The organism is Caldimonas sp. (genome assembly GCF_046289365.1).
In the GTDB taxonomy this organism is placed as follows: Bacteria; Pseudomonadota; Gammaproteobacteria; order Burkholderiales; family Burkholderiaceae_C; genus Caldimonas.
In genome coordinates, this window is record NZ_JBKBVU010000066.1 from 1 (window position 1) to 15,680 (window position 15,680).

The following is a 15,680-nucleotide window of genomic DNA, read 5'->3' on the forward strand; positions in this document are numbered from 1 at the left end:
CGCCGGGCCACGGCTTCCTGATGGCCGAGCCCCGCCGCGTGCTGGAGGGCCTTATCGCCCACCGTCTGCACCGCGAGGCCCTGGTGCTGCAGGCCGTCGCCCGCCTGGGGCCGGCGCCGGTGGGGACCCTGCGCGAGCAGGTCTACACCGCGATCCCGCCCGCGCTGCATGCGATGGCCGAACGCTCCTTGCTGGCCCATCTGCTCAAGTTGCAGGCCGAAGGCCGGGTGCGCGCCTCCGAGGCCGGCTGGAGCGCCTGCTGAACCTCAGCGCGGCGGCGGCAGCGGCTCGCCCCACAGGCGCCGCCACAGCCAGGGCAGCGCCAACGCCAGGTCGGGGCGCGAGCCCACCTGTTCCGGCCGTTGCAGTGGCACCGGGTCGCTGCTGAGCGTGGCCATCCGGAAGGTGAAGAAGTAGAAGGGCTCCTGCCCCATGCGCAGGTCGCTCATCAGCACATGGCCGTCGCGTGCCTGCATCTTGAAATAGCCCTTGCTGAACCAGGCGATGCGATCGACCGGCCAATGCCCGCGCAGCTTCTCGTACAGGTCGGCACCGCGGTCGAAACGGTCGAACTGCACCTCGCGGCGGTCGTCCAGCAGCGAGTAGAAACCTTCCAGATGGGCGTCCGGTGTGATCACCAGGATGCGCCACAGCACGGTGTTGAAGGCCGTGGGCGTGGCCATGACCTGCCGCACCTCCACCCCGTGGGCCGCGAGCGAATCGCGGGCCGCGGCCAGGGCCTGCTGCTGGGCCACCACGCTCCAGCCAAGGTAGGCCGTGCTCAGCACCAGGCCGGCGGTGTTCCAGTGCAGGCGGTCGGTCTGCCGCGATCCCCAGGCCACGGTCACGCCCACCAGCAGGGGCAGCGTGTACAGCGGGTCGATGATGAAGACGCTGCCCACGCCGAAGGGGTGGTCGCTGAAGGGCAAGGCCAGTTGCGTGCCGTAGACCGTCATGGCATCCAGCAGCGGATGGGTCACGAGCACCAGCCACAGAGCCAGCCACCAGCGCCGGAACAGGGCCGCCTCGCCGTGCACGCGCGTCACGATCCAGGCCAGCAGCGGCGAGGCCAGGCTCAGGTAAAACAGGGCGTGGGTTTCGCCGCGGTGGTAGGTCATGTTGCGCACCGCATCGCCGAAGTCGATCAGCGCGTCCAGGTCGGGCAGGGTGCCGGCCAAGCCGCCCCACAGGACGGCCTTCCACAGTGCCGTGCGCCGGCCCATCACCGCCAGGCCGACGGCCGAGCCCAACGCGAACTGTGACACCGAATCCATGGACCCTCCTTGAGGCATGGGCGCCTGCCATTGCGCCAGATTGGAACACTTCAAACACCTTCGTGCGTTTATCGCGCGAGCCCCCCACTTTGGGGTATGGGCCGCGGACTCACGCCCCTCTAGCATCGAAATTTTGAAGCCAGTGCTCGGGGATGAAGCGGCGGTCGCCACCGTGTGGCTCCCTCGGTGCGGCGCAGGAGGGCTCGGTGGCGCGGCGATGGATGAAGGCTGCAGCGGCGGTGATCGTTGGGGCGGCCTTGGCGTGGGGGGCGGTTGCGTGGTGGCATCGTGCCGACGCGCCGGCCGATCGCTTGCAGCGCCTGCGCGCGGGCGAGCCCTTGCGGGTGGGCTATGCCGTCGAGCCGCCCTATGCCATCGTGCGTCCTGACGGGCAGGTCGACGGTGTGGCCCCCGAAGTGGCTCGCTTGGTAGGCGAGCGTTTGGGGGTGAGCCGCTACGAGTGGGTCCAAACTCGGTTCGATGCCTTGATCCCCGAGCTGCGCGCGCATCGCTTCGATGTGGTGGCCGCTGGCATGTTTATCACCCCGCAGCGGGAGGCGTGGGTGGCGCATTCGCGGCCGATGATGCGGGTGCGCTCTGGCGTGTTGTGGCGCCGCAGCGCGGAAGAGACGCAGGCTTCGGCCTGGAAAGGCTGGGAGCCGGTGCAGCGTGTGGCGGTGATCGAAGGTTCGGTGGAGCATCAGCGCTGGTTGGCCGGCGGCGGCTTGCAAGACCGCTTGATGCTCGTGCCCGATGCGGCCAGCGGCCAAGCCGCCGTGCTCGAAGGCTTGGCCGATGCCTTGGCGCTGTCGTGGCCGTCGGTGCAATGGATGGCGGCGCACAGCCAAGGCCGCTTGCAGGCGCACCCTTTGGACGCAAGGGAGCTGCTGGGAGCCCAGGCCGATCACCCGGCGTTTCAGTTCCGTCATGAAGACGAGGCCTTGCGTCGTGCCTGGGACCAGGCCCTGGGCGAGGTGCTCGGCAGTGAGCAATACGCCGCCGTGCTGGCGCGCTGGGAGTTGGGAGAGGACGTGTTCCCGCCGCGCGAACGCGAGCCGCAGGAGGGCGGCCGATGAAGTCTCCGAAGGGGCTTCGCGCCCGTATGCGGGGGGGGTCGAGCTGGCCGCTGTGGGCGTGGGCGGCCGTGCTCGGCTCGGGGCTGATCTGTCTGACGGTCGTGTGGCTGCAAAGCAGCTACTTGAGCCAACTGGAGCAGACCGTGCGCACCTTGCGCTACATGCGCGTGGCACGCATCGACGTGGCCCAAGGGGTGCTGCACTTGAGTTTGGCCACAGACGATGCGCCCGGGCCCTGGAATGCCTCGCAAGGCTTGGCCTTGATCGACCAAGCGCTGGACCAGTTGAGCCATGTGGCCACGTCGGCCGGGGCCACCAGCGCTGCGACGCAGGAGCTGGCCGAGGCGATCACCCAGATGCGACAGGCCTGGCGCAGCGCTGGCGATGACCGCCTGCTTTGGCTGCGCTCCAGCGCCGCGCGCCTGATGCTGGGGCGGGTCGATGGGGCGGCCGCACGCTTGGTGCAGGAGATGAGCCAGCAGCTTGACGAAGCCATCGCACAGCAGCGTCGGCGCCAGTGGATGGCCTTGGCGTGGACCGTGGTGTTGCTGTCTGTGCTGGCCTGGGCGGTGTGGCGTGCGTGGCGTCGCCAACGGCGCATCGAAGCGGCTTTGTACGACACCCAACAACGCTACCGCGCGCTGGCGGCCGAGCGCAAAACCCACCTGGACGAGGCCTTGGCCGAGCAACGGCGCGCCGATGTGTTTTGGCGCACCGTGGTTGATCACCAGCCGACCCTGGTGGCCTATTGGGACAAAGATCTCATCTTGCGCTTTGCCAACAAGGCCTATCTCGAATGGCTGGGCAAGAGCGCCGATCAGGCCATCGGCCGCCCAGTGGCCGAGGTCGTTGGCCAAGAGCTCTTTCAGCGCGAGTGGCCCAGGATCCAGCGCATCTTGCAAGGCGAGAGTTTCGAGGGCGAATACACCTGGTCTGTGGACGAACGCACGCCGCGCCAGTTCTGGGCCCATCGCATGCCCGATCGGCGTGACGGACGCATCCACGGCTATTACTTCTTCGCCACCGATGTGAGCGATTTGAAAGTGGCGCACGACCACCTGGAGGCGCTCAACGTCGAGCTCACCCGCGCGCGTGACCGCGCCGAGGCGGCCAACCGCGCCAAGAGCGCGTTCCTGGCCAACATGAGCCACGAAATCCGCACCCCGATGAATGCCATCATCGGATTGACCCATTTGCTGCGCCAGCAGCTTGGCTCGGGCGAGCACGCCGACAAGCTGGACAAAATCGATACGGCTGCCCAGCATTTGCTGTCCATCATCAACGATGTGCTGGACCTGGCCAAAATCGAAGCCGGCAAGCTCCAACTCGAGCCGGCCGATTTCCGTATCGACACCATGTTGTCGCGCACCTGCGATCTGGTGGCACCGAAAGTGCGCGACAAAGGCCTGGAGCTCGTGCTCGATGCAGACCACCTGCCCGTGTCGGTGCATGGCGATGCCACTCGCCTGTCGCAAGCCTTGCTCAATTTGCTGAGCAATGCGGTGAAGTTCACTGATCAAGGCGTGGTCTTGTTGCGCGGTGAACTGCTTGCCGAAGCTGCCGAGCAGCTTCAGTTGCGCTTTTCCGTGCGAGACACCGGCCCCGGGCTCACGCCCGAGCAGATCGAGCGCATCTTTCAGCCTTTCGAGCAACTCGACGGCACTCGCACCCGTCGTCATGGCGGCACCGGCTTGGGGTTGACCATCACGCGCCATCTGGTGCAGTTGATGGGAGGCGACATTGGCGTGGACAGTCAGCCCGGCCAAGGCAGCACCTTCTGGTTCACCGTGAGCTTGCGCCGCGCGGCCACCCAGCCCTCGCGTGTGGACGTGCGCTTGCGCGGTTTGCACGTCTTGCTCATCGACGACTTGATCGAAGCCCGTCAAGCACTCGCGGAGATGCTGCACATCATGGGCTTGCAGGTGCAAGCCTGCGACAGCGGTGCGCAAGCCGTGCACGACATGAGCCAAAGCAAGGCGCGTCGGCCCGATGTCATCGTGACCGATTGGCTTATGCCCGAGATGGACGGCTTGCAAACCCTGCGCCGCTTGCGTGAGCTGTGGGGGGCGCAAGCCATGCCGGCGAGTTTGATGGTCACCGCGCGCGACGACCCCGCCTTGCGCCAAGCGGCCCGGGCGCAGGGGGTGGGGGCCGTGCTGCTCAAGCCGGTGACGCCGTCGGCTTTGCACGATGCCTTGATCGCGCTCTTGCGTGAACGCATCAGCCAGGCGCCACCGCCGCCCGTGTTGCCGCCACCGCAAGCGGTGCCGCCGCAAGGCCGCTTGTTGCTGGTCGAAGACAATCCCGTCAACCAGGAGGTCGCGCGTGAACTGCTGCGCGCAGTGGGCTTGCACGTGGATGTGGCCAGCAACGGTGTGGACGCCGTGCGCATGGCTTCGGCCTATCCGTACCGTCTGATTCTGATGGACATGCACATGCCTGAGATGGACGGCTTGCAAGCCACGCGGGCCATTCGCGCCTTGGCCGCTCATGCGCACACGCCCATCGTGGCGATGACCGCCAATGCCTTCGGCGAAGACCGCGAGGCCTGCCTGGCCGCCGGCATGAACGACCACATCGCCAAGCCGGTGGAGCCCTCTTTGCTGTATGCCCGCTTGCGCCACTGGCTGGGGTCTTAGGGGCGAGGGTTTGGTAGGCCGTGCAGGGCTCGAACCTGCGACCAAAGGATTATGAGTCCTCTGCTCTAACCGACTGAGCTAACGGCCCGAAAGGGTGGGCCCCGATTGTAGGCCGTGCTACTTCTGGCTCAGCGCGTTGGACACCAGGCGGGAGGTGATGTCCACGATCTGGATCATGCGGTCGTAGGCCATGCGGGTGGGGCCGATCACGCCCAGGGTGCCCACGACCTGGCCGTCCACTTCGTAAGGCGCTGAGACGACGGACAGCTCCTCGTAGGGCACGACCTGGCTCTCGCCGCCGATATAGATTCGCACGCCCTCGGCGCGACTGGAGACGTCGAGCAGTCGCATGAGCTGGGTCTTCTGTTCGAACAGGTCGAAGAGCTTGCGCAGCGACTCCAGGTCGCTGGAGAAGTCCTGCACGGTCAGCAGATTGCGCTCGCCCGAGACGACCACCTGCTCCTGGCTGCTGGCCATGGCTTCGGTGCCGGCCTGCACGGCCGCCTGCATCAGGCTGGCGATCTCGCCGCGCAGGGCCTCCACCTCGGTTTGCAGGCGGTTGCGCACCTCCTCGAGCGTCAAACCGGCGAAATGGGTGTTGATGTAGTTCGTGGCCTCGACGAGCTGGGCCTGGGTGTAATTGTGCTCGGTGAAGAGCACGCGGTTTTGCACGTCACCGTCGGGGGCGACCAGGATCACGAGCACGCGCCGGTCGGACAGGCGCAGGAACTCGATGTGGTGGAACACCGAGGGCTTGCGCGGCGCAGTGATCACGCCCACGAAGTGCGACAGGTTGGACAGCAGGTGGGCCGCATTGGCGATCACGCGCTGCGGCTGGTCGGGCTGGAGCTGATCGCGCACGCAGGCCACCTCCGGCGGCGGCTGGTTCAGGTCCAGCGGCCGGGCGGTGAGCATGGTGTCGACGAACAGACGGTAGCCGCGCGCGGTGGGCACCCGCCCGGCCGAGGTGTGGGGGCTGGCGATCAGCCCCAGCTCCTCGAGGTCGGCCATCACGTTGCGGATGGTGGCCGGCGACAGCTCCAGCCCCGAGGCCTTGGACAGAGTGCGCGAACCCACCGGCTGGCCGTCCGCAATGTAGCGTTCCACCAGGGTTTTGAGCAGGGTCTTGGCGCGGTCGTCCAGCATGGCGTTGATTTTAGGGCGCGCCGGCGCGCTGCAAGGGGCGCCGCTTGGGCGTTTTCCCTGGCCAGGCGGGGACTTGGGCCCCTCGGTGGCGGCGTGGGCGCTGTGGTGTAATCCCGCCCATGAAATCCCGCTTCCGTCACGTGGCGCTGATCGGCAAATACCAGGCCCAGGGCATGCGGGGGGTGCTGGAGGACATTGCCCAGTTCATCTGCCGCCAGGGGGCGGAGGTCTCGGTCGAGTACGACACGGCCATGAACACCGGCCTGAGCGGCCACCCGATGCTCGACGTGGAAGGTGTGGGCCGCGAATGCGACCTGGCCGTCGTGGTGGGCGGTGACGGCACCATGCTGCACATTGCCCGCGAGGTGGCGCGCCACGGGGTGCCGCTGGTGGGCATCAACCAGGGCCGCCTGGGCTTCATCACCGACATCCCGGTGGGCGAGGTGCACGAGGTGCTGGGGCCCGTGATGGCCGGCGACTTCGAGGAGGAGCGCCGCAGCATGCTCGAAGGCCAGGTCGTGCGCGACGGCCGTGTCATCTTCGAGGCCTTTGCCCTCAACGACGTGGTGGTCAACCGCGGCGCCACCGCTGGCATGGTGGAGCTGCGCATCGAGGTGGCTGGCGACTTCATGGCCAACATCCGCTGCGACGGCCTCATCGTGGCTTCGCCCACGGGCTCGACGGCCTATGCGCTGTCGGCCGGGGGGCCCATCTTGCACCCGGACATCGCTGGCTGGGTGCTGGTGCCCATCGCGCCCCACACCCTGTCCAACCGGCCTATCGTGCTGCCCGACGACAGCGAGGTCGCAGTGGAGATCGTTGGCGGGCGCGACACGAGCGTGAATTTCGACATGCAAAGCCTGGCCAGCCTGTTGCACGGCGACGTCGTCCACGTGCGCCGATCGGCACACCGGGTACGCTTCCTCCATCCGCGCGGCTGGAGCTATTACGCCACGCTGCGCAAGAAACTCCATTGGAACGAAGGTTTGGGAGCCTGAGCCGATGCTGCGCCGCATCGCCCTGAGGGATTTCGTCATCGTCCATGAGCTCGAGGTCGAGTTGGCCCCGGGCTTTTCCGTGCTGACCGGCGAGACCGGCGCCGGCAAGTCCATCCTGATCGATGCGCTGCAGCTCGCGCTGGGCGCGCGCGGCGACGCCGGCGTGGTGCGCGAGGGGGCCGCCCGCACCGAGATCAGCGCCGAGTTCGACAGCCCGGCCGCTTTGGCGGCCTGGCTGGACGAGGCCGGCTTCCAGACCGATGAGGTGCTGTTGTTGCGGCGCAGCATCGATGCCCAGGGCAAGAGCCGCGCCTGGATCAACGGCAGCCCGGCCACCGTGGCCCAGCTCAAGGCGGTGGGTGAGCACCTGGTGGACATCCACGGCCAGCATGCCTGGCAGAGCCTGACCCGGCCTGAATCGGTGCGCAGTCTGCTCGACGCCTATGCGGGCTGCGACCTCGCGCCGCTGGCGCGGGCCTGGACGGCCTGGCGTTCGGCCGCCCAGGCGCTGGAGGAGGCGCGCGCCGGGCAGGACCACCTGCAGCGTGAGCGCGAGCGCCTGGCCTGGCAGATCGGCGAGCTCGACAAGCTCTCGCCCGGTCCCGACGAATGGGCCGAGCTCGATGCCGAGCACCGGCGCCTGAGCCATGCCCAGGCCCTGACCGAGGCGGTGCAGGCCGCCTTGCAGGCGGTGTCCGAGTCCGAGGGCAGCGCCGACGAACTGACCGCCCGCGCCATCGACGGCCTGGAGGCGGTGGCCGACTACGACGGCGCGTTGGCCAACGTGATCGAGGTGTTGCGCAGTGCCCAGGCCCAGCTCGAGGATGCCGCCCACAGCCTGAACGCCTACCTGCGCCACGGTGAGCTCGATCCGGCCCGACTGCACGAGCTCGACGGGCGCCTGTCGAGCTGGATGGGCCTGGCGCGCCGCTACCGCCGGCCGCCCGAGGAGCTGCCCGCGCTGTGGGCGCAGTGGAAGGACGAGCTGGCCCGGCTCGATGCAGCGGCCGACCTGGAAGGCCTGGAACGCGCCGCGGCCCAGGCCCGCAAGGCCTACGACCAGGCGGCGCGCGAGGTCTCCAAAGCCCGCCGCGAAGCGGCGCCCCGGCTGGCCCGGGCCGTCACCCAGGCGATGCAACAGCTCGGCATGGCTGGCGGCCGCTTCGAGGTGGCGCTGGTGCCCAACGATGCACCCCAGTCCCACGGCCTGGAGTCGGTGGAGTTCCTCGTCGCCGGCCACGCCGGCAGCTCGCCGCGCCCGCTGGCCAAGGTGGCCTCGGGGGGGGAGCTGTCGCGCATCGCGCTGGCCATCGCCGTCACCACCAGCCAACTCGGCGAGGCCGGCACGCTGATCTTCGACGAGATCGACGCCGGTGTGGGCGGCGCGGTGGCTGACACCGTGGGGCGGCTGATGAAGCAACTCGGGCGCGACCGCCAGGTGCTGGCCGTCACGCATCTCCCGCAGGTGGCCGCCTGTGCCGATCACCATTGGGTGGTCAGCAAGACCACCGAGGCGGGTCGCACTTCCAGCAGCCTGCGCTGCGTGGCCGGCGAGGCCCGGGTGGCCGAGGTGGCCCGCATGCTGGGCGGGCAGCAGCTCTCCGGCACGAGCTTCGCGCATGCCCAGGAGATGCTGGCCACGGCCGCGACGCCGCCCGGCCCGGTGCCAGAGCCGCGGGCACGGAGGCGCGGATGAGCGAGACCACCGCCGCGGCCGCGCTGCGCGAACTGGTGCTCATCACCGGCATCTCCGGCTCGGGCAAGTCGGTGGCGCTGCATGCGCTGGAGGACGCCGGCTATTTCTGCGTGGACAACCTGCCGGCCGAGCTGCTGGAGCCTTGCGTGCAGCTCGAGCACGAGAAGTTCACCGCGCGCGTGGCCATCGCGGCTGACGTGCGCGCCGCGCAGTCGCTGCCCCTGCTCAAGCCCGCGCTGGCGCGGCTGCGCGACCAGGGCGTTACGGTGCGGCCGGTCTTCCTCGACGCCTCCACTGACACCCTGGTGCGGCGCTTTTCGGAAACGCGCCGCCGCCACCCGCTGTCCGACCCCCTCGCGGCCGACCCGACCACCCAGCGTGCGCTGATCGAGGCGATCGAACTCGAGCGCGAGCTGCTGGCCGAGTTGCGCGAGATGTCCACCATCATCGACACCAGCGAACTGCGGCCGGCCCAACTGCGCCAGTGGACGCGCCAGATCGTGCAGGCCCCGGCGGCCTCGCTCACGCTGGTGTTCGAGTCCTTCGCCTTCAAGCACGGCGTGCCGCTCGATGCGGATTACGTCTTCGACGTGCGCATGCTGCCCAACCCGTACTACGACCGCGAGCTGCGCCCCCATACCGGGCGTGACGCGCCGGTGATCGCCTATTTGCAGCAGCAGCCCGAGGTGGCCGAGATGCTCGCCCAGATCGAGGCCTTCCTGCGCCGCTGGCTGCCCGCCTTCGAGCAGGACCAGCGCGCCTACCTCACCGTGGCGGTGGGCTGCACCGGCGGGCAGCATCGCTCCGTCTACCTCGTCGAACAACTGGCCCAGCGCTTCCGGGCGCGGGGCTCCACCCTGATCCGTCACCGCGAGCTCGATGCGCGTGACGCTGCTTCATGACCGATCTGCCCGACCCTTCCTCGCTGCCGCTTTTCCCTTTGCAAACCGTGCTGTTCCCCGAGGGCCTGCTGGGCCTGAAGGTGTTCGAGGCGCGTTATCTCGACCTCGTCAGCGAGTGCCTGCGCACCCAGCGACCCTTCGGCGTGGTGGCCCTGCGCCAGGGCCAGGAAGTCCGACGCGAAGGCGAGGCCGTGGCCCTCGAGGCCGTGGGCTGCCTGGCCGAGCTGATCGAGGTTGACAGCGAGCAGGCCGGCATCCTGCATTTGCGCTGCCGCGGCTCGCAGCGTTTCCGCATCCGGTCCACACGCCAACGTGACGACGGTCTGTGGCTGGCCGAGGTGGGCTGGCTGGCTCCCGACCCGGCCGTGCTGCCGCAGGAGGACTACCTCGCCAGCGCGCAGGCCCTGGCCAACGCGATCCAGATGCTGCGCCAGCGCGGCCCCTTGCCGTTCCTGGAGCCCTTCCGCTTCGAGGAGGCCGGCTGGATCGCCAACCGCTGGTGCGAGATCCTGCCCATCCCGCTGGCCGCGCGCCAGAAGCTGATGGAGCTGGAGGACCCGCAGGTGCGCCTGAAGCTGGTCGATCAGTTCCTGCGCAGCAAAGGCATCATCGGCGGGGCCTGAGGGCCTCTGTGTTCATACCGGGCCGCGTGAGGCCAGCAGTTTGCGCAGCGGCGCCGGCAGGCCCCAGTCGGCCAGGGCCTCGTAGGCCACCCACTGGCCGGGGCCGGGCGGCCGCGGCTCGGGCCCGTGCAGCACACACTGGCGCGGGTGCAGCAGCCAGTCGAAGTGCGTGAGCGCATGCGAGATGCTTGGCCAGGGGGTCAGCGGCCCGGGCCAGTCCGCCTGCAAGGCCGCCTCGCTGTCGTATTCGGGCAGGCTGTGCAGGCCCGCCCACACCCCACGCGCGGGCCGCGGCTGCAGCCACACCCGGCCTTCATGCTCCAGCCACAGCCACCAATGCTCGCGACGGCTGCGCCTGAGCTTGCGGGTCCTGACGGGGTAGGCCTCGGGGCGGCCTTCGGCACGGGCCGCGCACCAGGCCTGCACCGGGCAATGCAGACAGTGCGGCGAGCGCGCCGTGCACACCGTGGCGCCCAGGTCCATCAGGCCCTGGGTGTAGGCAGCCATGTCCTGCCCGGGCAGCAATGCGGTGGCCTCCTCCCACAGCGAGCGCTCGTGACGGGCCTGGGCCAGGTCCTCGCCGAAGCCCAGCACGCGCGTGAGCACCCGCTTGACGTTGCCATCCAGGATGGCCGCGCGCTCGCCGAAACAGAAGGCCGCGATCGCCGCCGCGGTGGAGCGCCCGATGCCCGGCAGCTCGGCCAGGGCCTGGGCCGTGCGCGGGAACTGCCCGCCGTGCTGGTCCACCACCACCTGGGCGCAGCGGTGCAGGTTGCGCGCGCGGCTGTAGTAGCCCAGGCCGCTCCAGGCGGCCATCACCTCGTCACTGCTTGCACGGGCCAGCGAGTGCACATCGGGGAAGCGCTGAAGGAAACGCTCGTAGTAGGCCAGCACCGTGCTCACCTGGGTCTGCTGCAGCATGATCTCCGACAGCCACACGTGGTAGGGCTCGCGGCTGCGCTGCCAGGGCAGGTCATGGCGGCCGTGCGTGCGCTGCCAGGCGATCACGGCCGCAGCGAAATGCGGGCGCAGTGCTGCGGTGGAAGGAGGGCGACGCGACATGCCGCGATTGTGGCGGCTGTCCGCCAGCGCGTTCACACTAGCTCAGGCCTGCAAGGGGGCGGGGTGGGTGCTCAGGTCGAGGTCCAGCGCCAGCGGCTCGATCCCGGAGGAGGGCAGCGGAGCAGCCGCCTGTTGCTGCAATCGGGCCACCAGGCGGTGCAGGCGCTCCTGGAGTTCACGCATGCGCCCTTCCTGGGCTTCCATCTCGCTCACGCGGGCCTCCAGTTCGGCCGCGGCGCTGCGCACGCGCTCCAGTGTCTCGCGTCGGCGCTTGAAGTTGCGGCGTCGGTCGCGCAACTGGGTGTCGATCTGGGCCGAGGCGGTCTTGTTCCACAGCTCGAGTTCGGCGCTGGCACCTTCGAAGACCACTCGCAGCTTGGACACCAGCATGCGCCGGAACTGCGACATGAAGCGCTCGTTGGACAGGCGCAATGCATGCGACAGCCCCAGGTACTGCGTGTAGTTGCGCTCGATCAGCTCGAGGTCGCGCACGAAGCGGGAGAGGTCGGGCGCGGCCGGCACGGCCAGGCCGAAGCCGAACTCGGCGTTGAGCTTCTGGAAGGACGCGCCCAGCATCGTGTGGATCTCGTGGCCCTTGGCCTGGGCCTCGTCGAGCTTGGAACGCAGCGCCTGCGCCATCTCGGTGAAAGCCTTGCGTGCACCGAAGTTGAGGATGGCCGAGCGCAGCCGTTCCTGCAGCACCTCGGTGTGGCGACGCACCACGTCGCTGGAGATGCCCACCAAGGCGTCCTTGAGCATGCGCGTGTGCACCGAGCGCATGGCCTGCACGTGCGCGATGCACTGCTCGAATTCGCTGCTTTCGGCCTCCACGCGCCGGATCATCACCTCGACCATGCCCGCGTTCTTGCCACGCAGACCGCGTAACTCGAGCAACTGCTCGGCGCACTGTCGCCGGCGGTCGGCCAGGCGGCGGCCGATCTGGGCCTCCAGCCGGCGGGCGCTGTCGATCACCAGCTGCGCCAGCACCTCCTTGCGCTGCGGCAGCAACTGCCGGCCCAGCGCGTCCTCCAGCTCCAGCAGGCGGCTGGCGCGCAAGTCGTCGGCATCGCCGGTCACGCGACCGGCCAGCGCGATCTTGGCCGAGATCGGAAAAACCCGGTCCTCGGGGATGCCCAGTGTTTGCGCCGTCTGGCTGCGCTGGCGGCCGATGTGCGCCTCCACCTCGGCCGGCGAGCTCAGCGGATCGGTGAGCGCATCGATCTTGTTCAGCGCCACGTAGCGCGCCAGCGGCTGGCCGCACAGATGATCCCGCCAGATCGCCAGGTCGGACTTCGTCACGCCGGTGTCGGCCGCCAGGATGAAGACCGTGGCATGCGCCGAGGGCAGCAGGCTCACGGTCAGCTCGGGCTCGGCGCCGATGGCGTTCAGGCCCGGGGTGTCCAGGATCACCAGGCCGCGCTTGAGCAGCGGATGCGGGTAGTTGATGACGGCATGCCGCCAGGCCGGCACCTCGACGAGCCCGTCCTCGCCCAGCGGCGGGTTGTCCTGGGCCCGCTCGTCATCCCAGAAGCCCAGCGCCCGGGCCTCGTCCTGCGGCACGCGCCGCGTGGCCATCACGCGGGTCAGCGCCTCGGCCAGTTCGTCGGGCCGCTTCACGTTGAGCGTCACCTCGGTCCACACGCCGGCTTGCTGGCGCAGTTCGGCCAGCGAGGCCGGCCCCAGCCGGGTCTCGATGGGCAGCAGGCGCAGCGACGGCGGCTCGTCGGGGTCGTAGCTCAGCTCGACCGGGCACATCGTGGTGCGCCCGGGCGTGGCCGGCAGGATGCGCCGGCCGGTGTCGGCGAAGAAAATCGCGTTGATCAGCTCGGACTTGCCGCGCGAGAACTCGGCGACGAAGGCCACCACCAAGCGGTCTCGGGCCAGGCGGGCCTGCAGCGACTCCAGCAGGTCGGTGGCCGGTTCGTCCAGCAGATCGTGGTCGAAGAGAAAGCGCGACAGCTCCTGCAACTGGACCTCGAGATCGGCGCGCCACAGGCCGAGGGCATCGAACTTCAGCGCGAACGAGGGTGACGGAGCGGCAGACGACATGGCGGTCACACCGGACAAGCGGGATGGAGGCGATCATGGTAGCGCATGGCTGCCGCCGGGCCCGCCGTTCGCGGCTGCGGGGCTGCCGTTCGTCACGACCGGGGCCGCCGTTACCTTTTGCTACGGCTGCCGTCGTGCAGGCCCGGGCCGTCAGCCGCGCTTTTGGCACCGCGGGCAGAAGTAGGTGGAGCGCTGGCCTTGCACGATGCGGCGGATGGGCGTGCCGCACACGCCGCAGGGCCGACCTTCGCGGCCGTAGACGCGCGCCTCGTCCTGAAAGGCGCCGTTGTGGCCCTGGGCGTCGCGGAAGTCGCGCAGTGTCGAGCCGCCGGCGGCCAGCGCGCGCGCCAGCGTGTCGCGGATGGCCGCCGCCAGGCGCTCGCAGCGTGGCCGGCTCAGGCGGGCGGCCGGGGTGCGCGGGTCGATGCCCGCGGCGAACAGCGCCTCGCTGGCGTAGATGTTGCCCACGCCCACGACCACGTCGCCGGCCAGCAGGGCCTGCTTGACCGCCACCCGGCGGCCGCGCAGGCCGGCGTGCAGCACGGCCCCGTCGAAGCCGGGCTCCAGCGGTTCAGCTCCCAGTGGGGCCAGCAGCTTGCGTGCGGGGTCGGCCTCCAGCGAATCCGACCACACCACGGCACCGAAACGCCGCGGGTCATGCAGCCGCAGCAGGCCGCGGGTGGTCCACAGGTCGAAATGGTCATGCGGCCCGGGCGGCGGATGGGTGCGGTCGTAGCGCAGCGAGCCCGACATGCCCAGGTGCAGCAGCAGCCCGCCGCGCTCCAGCGGCAGCCACAGATACTTGCCGCGGCGACGGGCCTCGCCCAGGGTCTGTCCGTGCAAGGATTCGGGCGCACACCCCAGCGGCCAGCGCAGCGGCTTGCCCAGGCGCACGCCCAGCACGCGGGCCCCGGCCAGCTGCGAGGCGAAACTTTGCCGGGTGACTTCGACTTCGGGCAGTTCAGGCATGCGGGGAATTATCCGGGCGTCCGTAGAATCGAATCGACTTTGAGGAGTTGCCCATGCCGATGCGTCCCCTGAATCTGCGAGTGCTGGCCGCGGCCCTGGCCGCTTCGGCCGTGCTCTGGGGCGCCCCGGCCCGGGCCCAGCCTGTGGCGGCCGCTGTGCCGCCGCGCCCGGCCGAGCCGGCCGTGGTGAACTCGGCCCTGGACGCCGCGTTGTTCTACCAGCTCCTCGTCGCCGAGATGGAACTGCGCGCCGGGGCCGCCGGCACGGCTTACGAACTGCTGCTCGATGCAGGGCGTAAAACCCGCGACGAGCGCCTGTTCCAGCGTGCCACCGACATCGCCTTGCAGGCCCGCGCCGGCGAGCAGGCCCTGGCGGCCGCGCAGGCCTGGCGCACGGCCGCGCCCGGCTCGCTCGACGCGCTGCGCTACCTGGCGCAGATCCAGGTAGGCCTGGGCCGCGCGGCACAGGCGCAAGAGCCCCTGCGGGCCCTGCTGGAGCGTACGCCGCCGGCCGAGCGGGCCGCGGCGATTGCGCTGCTGCCGCGCCATTTCGCCCGCGCCGCGCAGTTGCCCGAGGTCGTTGCAATGCTCGACGCGGTGCTGCAGCCCTACCTCGACCAGCCCGACACGCGTGTGGCCGCGCTGGTGGCGCAGGCGCGCATGCGCCTGCTGCTGCGCGAGCCGGCCCAGGCACTGGCGCTGGCCCGGCAGGCCCAGCAACACGATGCCGCCGCCGAGGGGCCGGCCCTCGTTGCGCTCGAACTGGTGGGCCAGCAGCCGCAGGCCGACACCCTGATGGCCGCCTACCTGCAGGCGCGGCCCCGGGGCCATGCGCTGCGGCTGGGCTATGTGCGCCAGCTCGTGAGCTTGCAGCGCTATGTCGAGGCCGTCGCCCAGCTCGAGGAGGCGCTTCGTCTCGAACCCGCGCTGGCGGCCGGCTGGCTCAGCCTGGGAGCCCTGCGCCTGGAGCTCAAGGAGCCTGCGGCGGCCGAACAGGCCCTGCGGCGCTATGTCGACCTGGGCGCGCTCACGCCGGCCTCGGACGACCCGGCCATGGCCGTCACGGCCGAGGGCCTGACGCAGGCCTATCTCATGCTGGCCCAGGCCGCCGAGTCGCGCGGGCAGATGCAGCAGGCCGAGCAGTGGCTTGCACGTGTGGACGACCCCGCCGCAGCGCTGAGCGTGCAGCAGCGCCGTGCCTCCCTGCTGGCCCGCCAGGGGCGCCTGGACGAGGGCATCGCGCTGAT

Annotated in this window: 12 protein-coding genes, 1 tRNA gene and 1 pseudogene; 8 read left to right on the top strand and 6 right to left on the bottom strand. The window is 69.8% G+C overall.

The window, feature by feature from the left end; genetic code table 11:
• Positions 1 to 263, top strand: a pseudogene (locus ACK42S_RS08675) (NUDIX hydrolase); the annotation flags it as partial.
• Positions 264 to 266: 3 nt separating this feature from the next.
• Here ACK42S_RS08675 and ACK42S_RS08680 read toward each other — a convergent pair.
• Positions 267 to 1,274: a metal-dependent hydrolase gene (locus ACK42S_RS08680; RefSeq protein ID WP_409705728.1), complete on the bottom strand. Its 1,008-nt coding sequence runs from the start codon at positions 1,272 to 1,274 to the stop codon at positions 267 to 269.
• 221 nt (positions 1,275 to 1,495) lie between these two features.
• On the opposite strand from ACK42S_RS08680, the gene ACK42S_RS08685 reads away from it, so the two are divergent.
• Together ACK42S_RS08685 and ACK42S_RS08690 are read left to right on the top strand one after the other, a co-directional pair.
• Positions 1,496 to 2,350, top strand: a complete 855-nt coding sequence (locus ACK42S_RS08685; RefSeq protein WP_409705731.1) for a transporter substrate-binding domain-containing protein — start codon at positions 1,496 to 1,498, stop codon at positions 2,348 to 2,350.
• Positions 2,347 to 4,989 carry a response regulator gene (locus ACK42S_RS08690; protein ID WP_409705734.1) on the top strand — a complete coding sequence of 881 codons (2,643 nt, stop codon included), beginning with the start codon at positions 2,347 to 2,349 and terminating at the stop codon, positions 4,987 to 4,989. The genes ACK42S_RS08685 and ACK42S_RS08690 overlap by 4 nt, the downstream gene beginning before the upstream one ends.
• Before the next feature lie 11 nt (positions 4,990 to 5,000).
• Here ACK42S_RS08690 and ACK42S_RS08695 read toward each other — a convergent pair.
• Both ACK42S_RS08695 and hrcA read right to left on the bottom strand, forming a co-directional pair.
• Positions 5,001 to 5,077 (bottom strand) — tRNA-Ile (locus ACK42S_RS08695).
• Between the two features lie 29 nt (positions 5,078 to 5,106).
• Positions 5,107 to 6,135: a heat-inducible transcriptional repressor HrcA gene (gene hrcA / locus ACK42S_RS08700; RefSeq protein ID WP_409705737.1), complete on the bottom strand. Its 1,029-nt coding sequence runs from the start codon at positions 6,133 to 6,135 to the stop codon at positions 5,107 to 5,109.
• Positions 6,136 to 6,254: 119 nt separating this feature from the next.
• Between hrcA and ACK42S_RS08705 the strand changes: the two genes are divergently transcribed.
• The 4 genes from ACK42S_RS08705 to ACK42S_RS08720 are packed head-to-tail and all read left to right on the top strand — an operon-like array spanning position 6,255 to position 10,354.
• A complete protein-coding gene (locus tag ACK42S_RS08705; protein WP_409705740.1) occupies positions 6,255 to 7,133 on the top strand; it encodes an NAD kinase in 879 nt (292 codons plus the stop codon).
• A 4-nt stretch (positions 7,134 to 7,137) separates the two neighbouring features.
• The gene (gene recN / locus ACK42S_RS08710; RefSeq protein WP_409705743.1) at positions 7,138 to 8,829 is read left to right on the top strand and encodes a DNA repair protein RecN; all 1,692 of its coding nucleotides are present in this window, start codon (positions 7,138 to 7,140) and stop codon (positions 8,827 to 8,829) included.
• A complete protein-coding gene (gene rapZ, locus ACK42S_RS08715; protein WP_409705746.1) occupies positions 8,826 to 9,731 on the top strand; it encodes an RNase adapter RapZ in 906 nt (301 codons plus the stop codon). Before recN ends, rapZ begins: the two co-directional genes overlap by 4 nt.
• Positions 9,728 to 10,354 carry an LON peptidase substrate-binding domain-containing protein gene (locus ACK42S_RS08720; RefSeq protein ID WP_409705749.1) on the top strand — a complete coding sequence of 209 codons (627 nt, stop codon included), beginning with the start codon at positions 9,728 to 9,730 and terminating at the stop codon, positions 10,352 to 10,354. The genes rapZ and ACK42S_RS08720 overlap by 4 nt, the downstream gene beginning before the upstream one ends.
• A gap of 12 nt (positions 10,355 to 10,366) precedes the next feature.
• Here ACK42S_RS08720 and mutY read toward each other — a convergent pair whose 3' ends face one another.
• The 3 genes from mutY to mutM all read right to left on the bottom strand — a co-directional run bounded on the left by mutY (position 10,367) and on the right by mutM (position 14,434).
• Positions 10,367 to 11,416 (bottom strand): A/G-specific adenine glycosylase, encoded by a 1,050-nt coding sequence (mutY, locus tag ACK42S_RS08725; protein WP_409705752.1) that lies wholly within the window; start codon positions 11,414 to 11,416, stop codon positions 10,367 to 10,369.
• 42 nt (positions 11,417 to 11,458) lie between these two features.
• Complete coding sequence (locus tag ACK42S_RS08730) at positions 11,459 to 13,465, bottom strand: dynamin family protein (RefSeq protein WP_409705754.1); 2,007 nt, start codon at positions 13,463 to 13,465, stop codon at positions 11,459 to 11,461.
• Between the two features lie 150 nt (positions 13,466 to 13,615).
• Entirely contained in the window at positions 13,616 to 14,434 is an 819-nt protein-coding gene (gene mutM, locus ACK42S_RS08735; protein ID WP_409705757.1) for a bifunctional DNA-formamidopyrimidine glycosylase/DNA-(apurinic or apyrimidinic site) lyase, read from the bottom strand.
• A 53-nt stretch (positions 14,435 to 14,487) separates the two neighbouring features.
• On the opposite strand from mutM, the gene ACK42S_RS08740 reads away from it, so the two are divergent.
• A partial coding sequence (locus tag ACK42S_RS08740; RefSeq protein WP_409705760.1) for a hypothetical protein occupies positions 14,488 to 15,680 on the top strand: 1,193 nt, incomplete at its 3' end.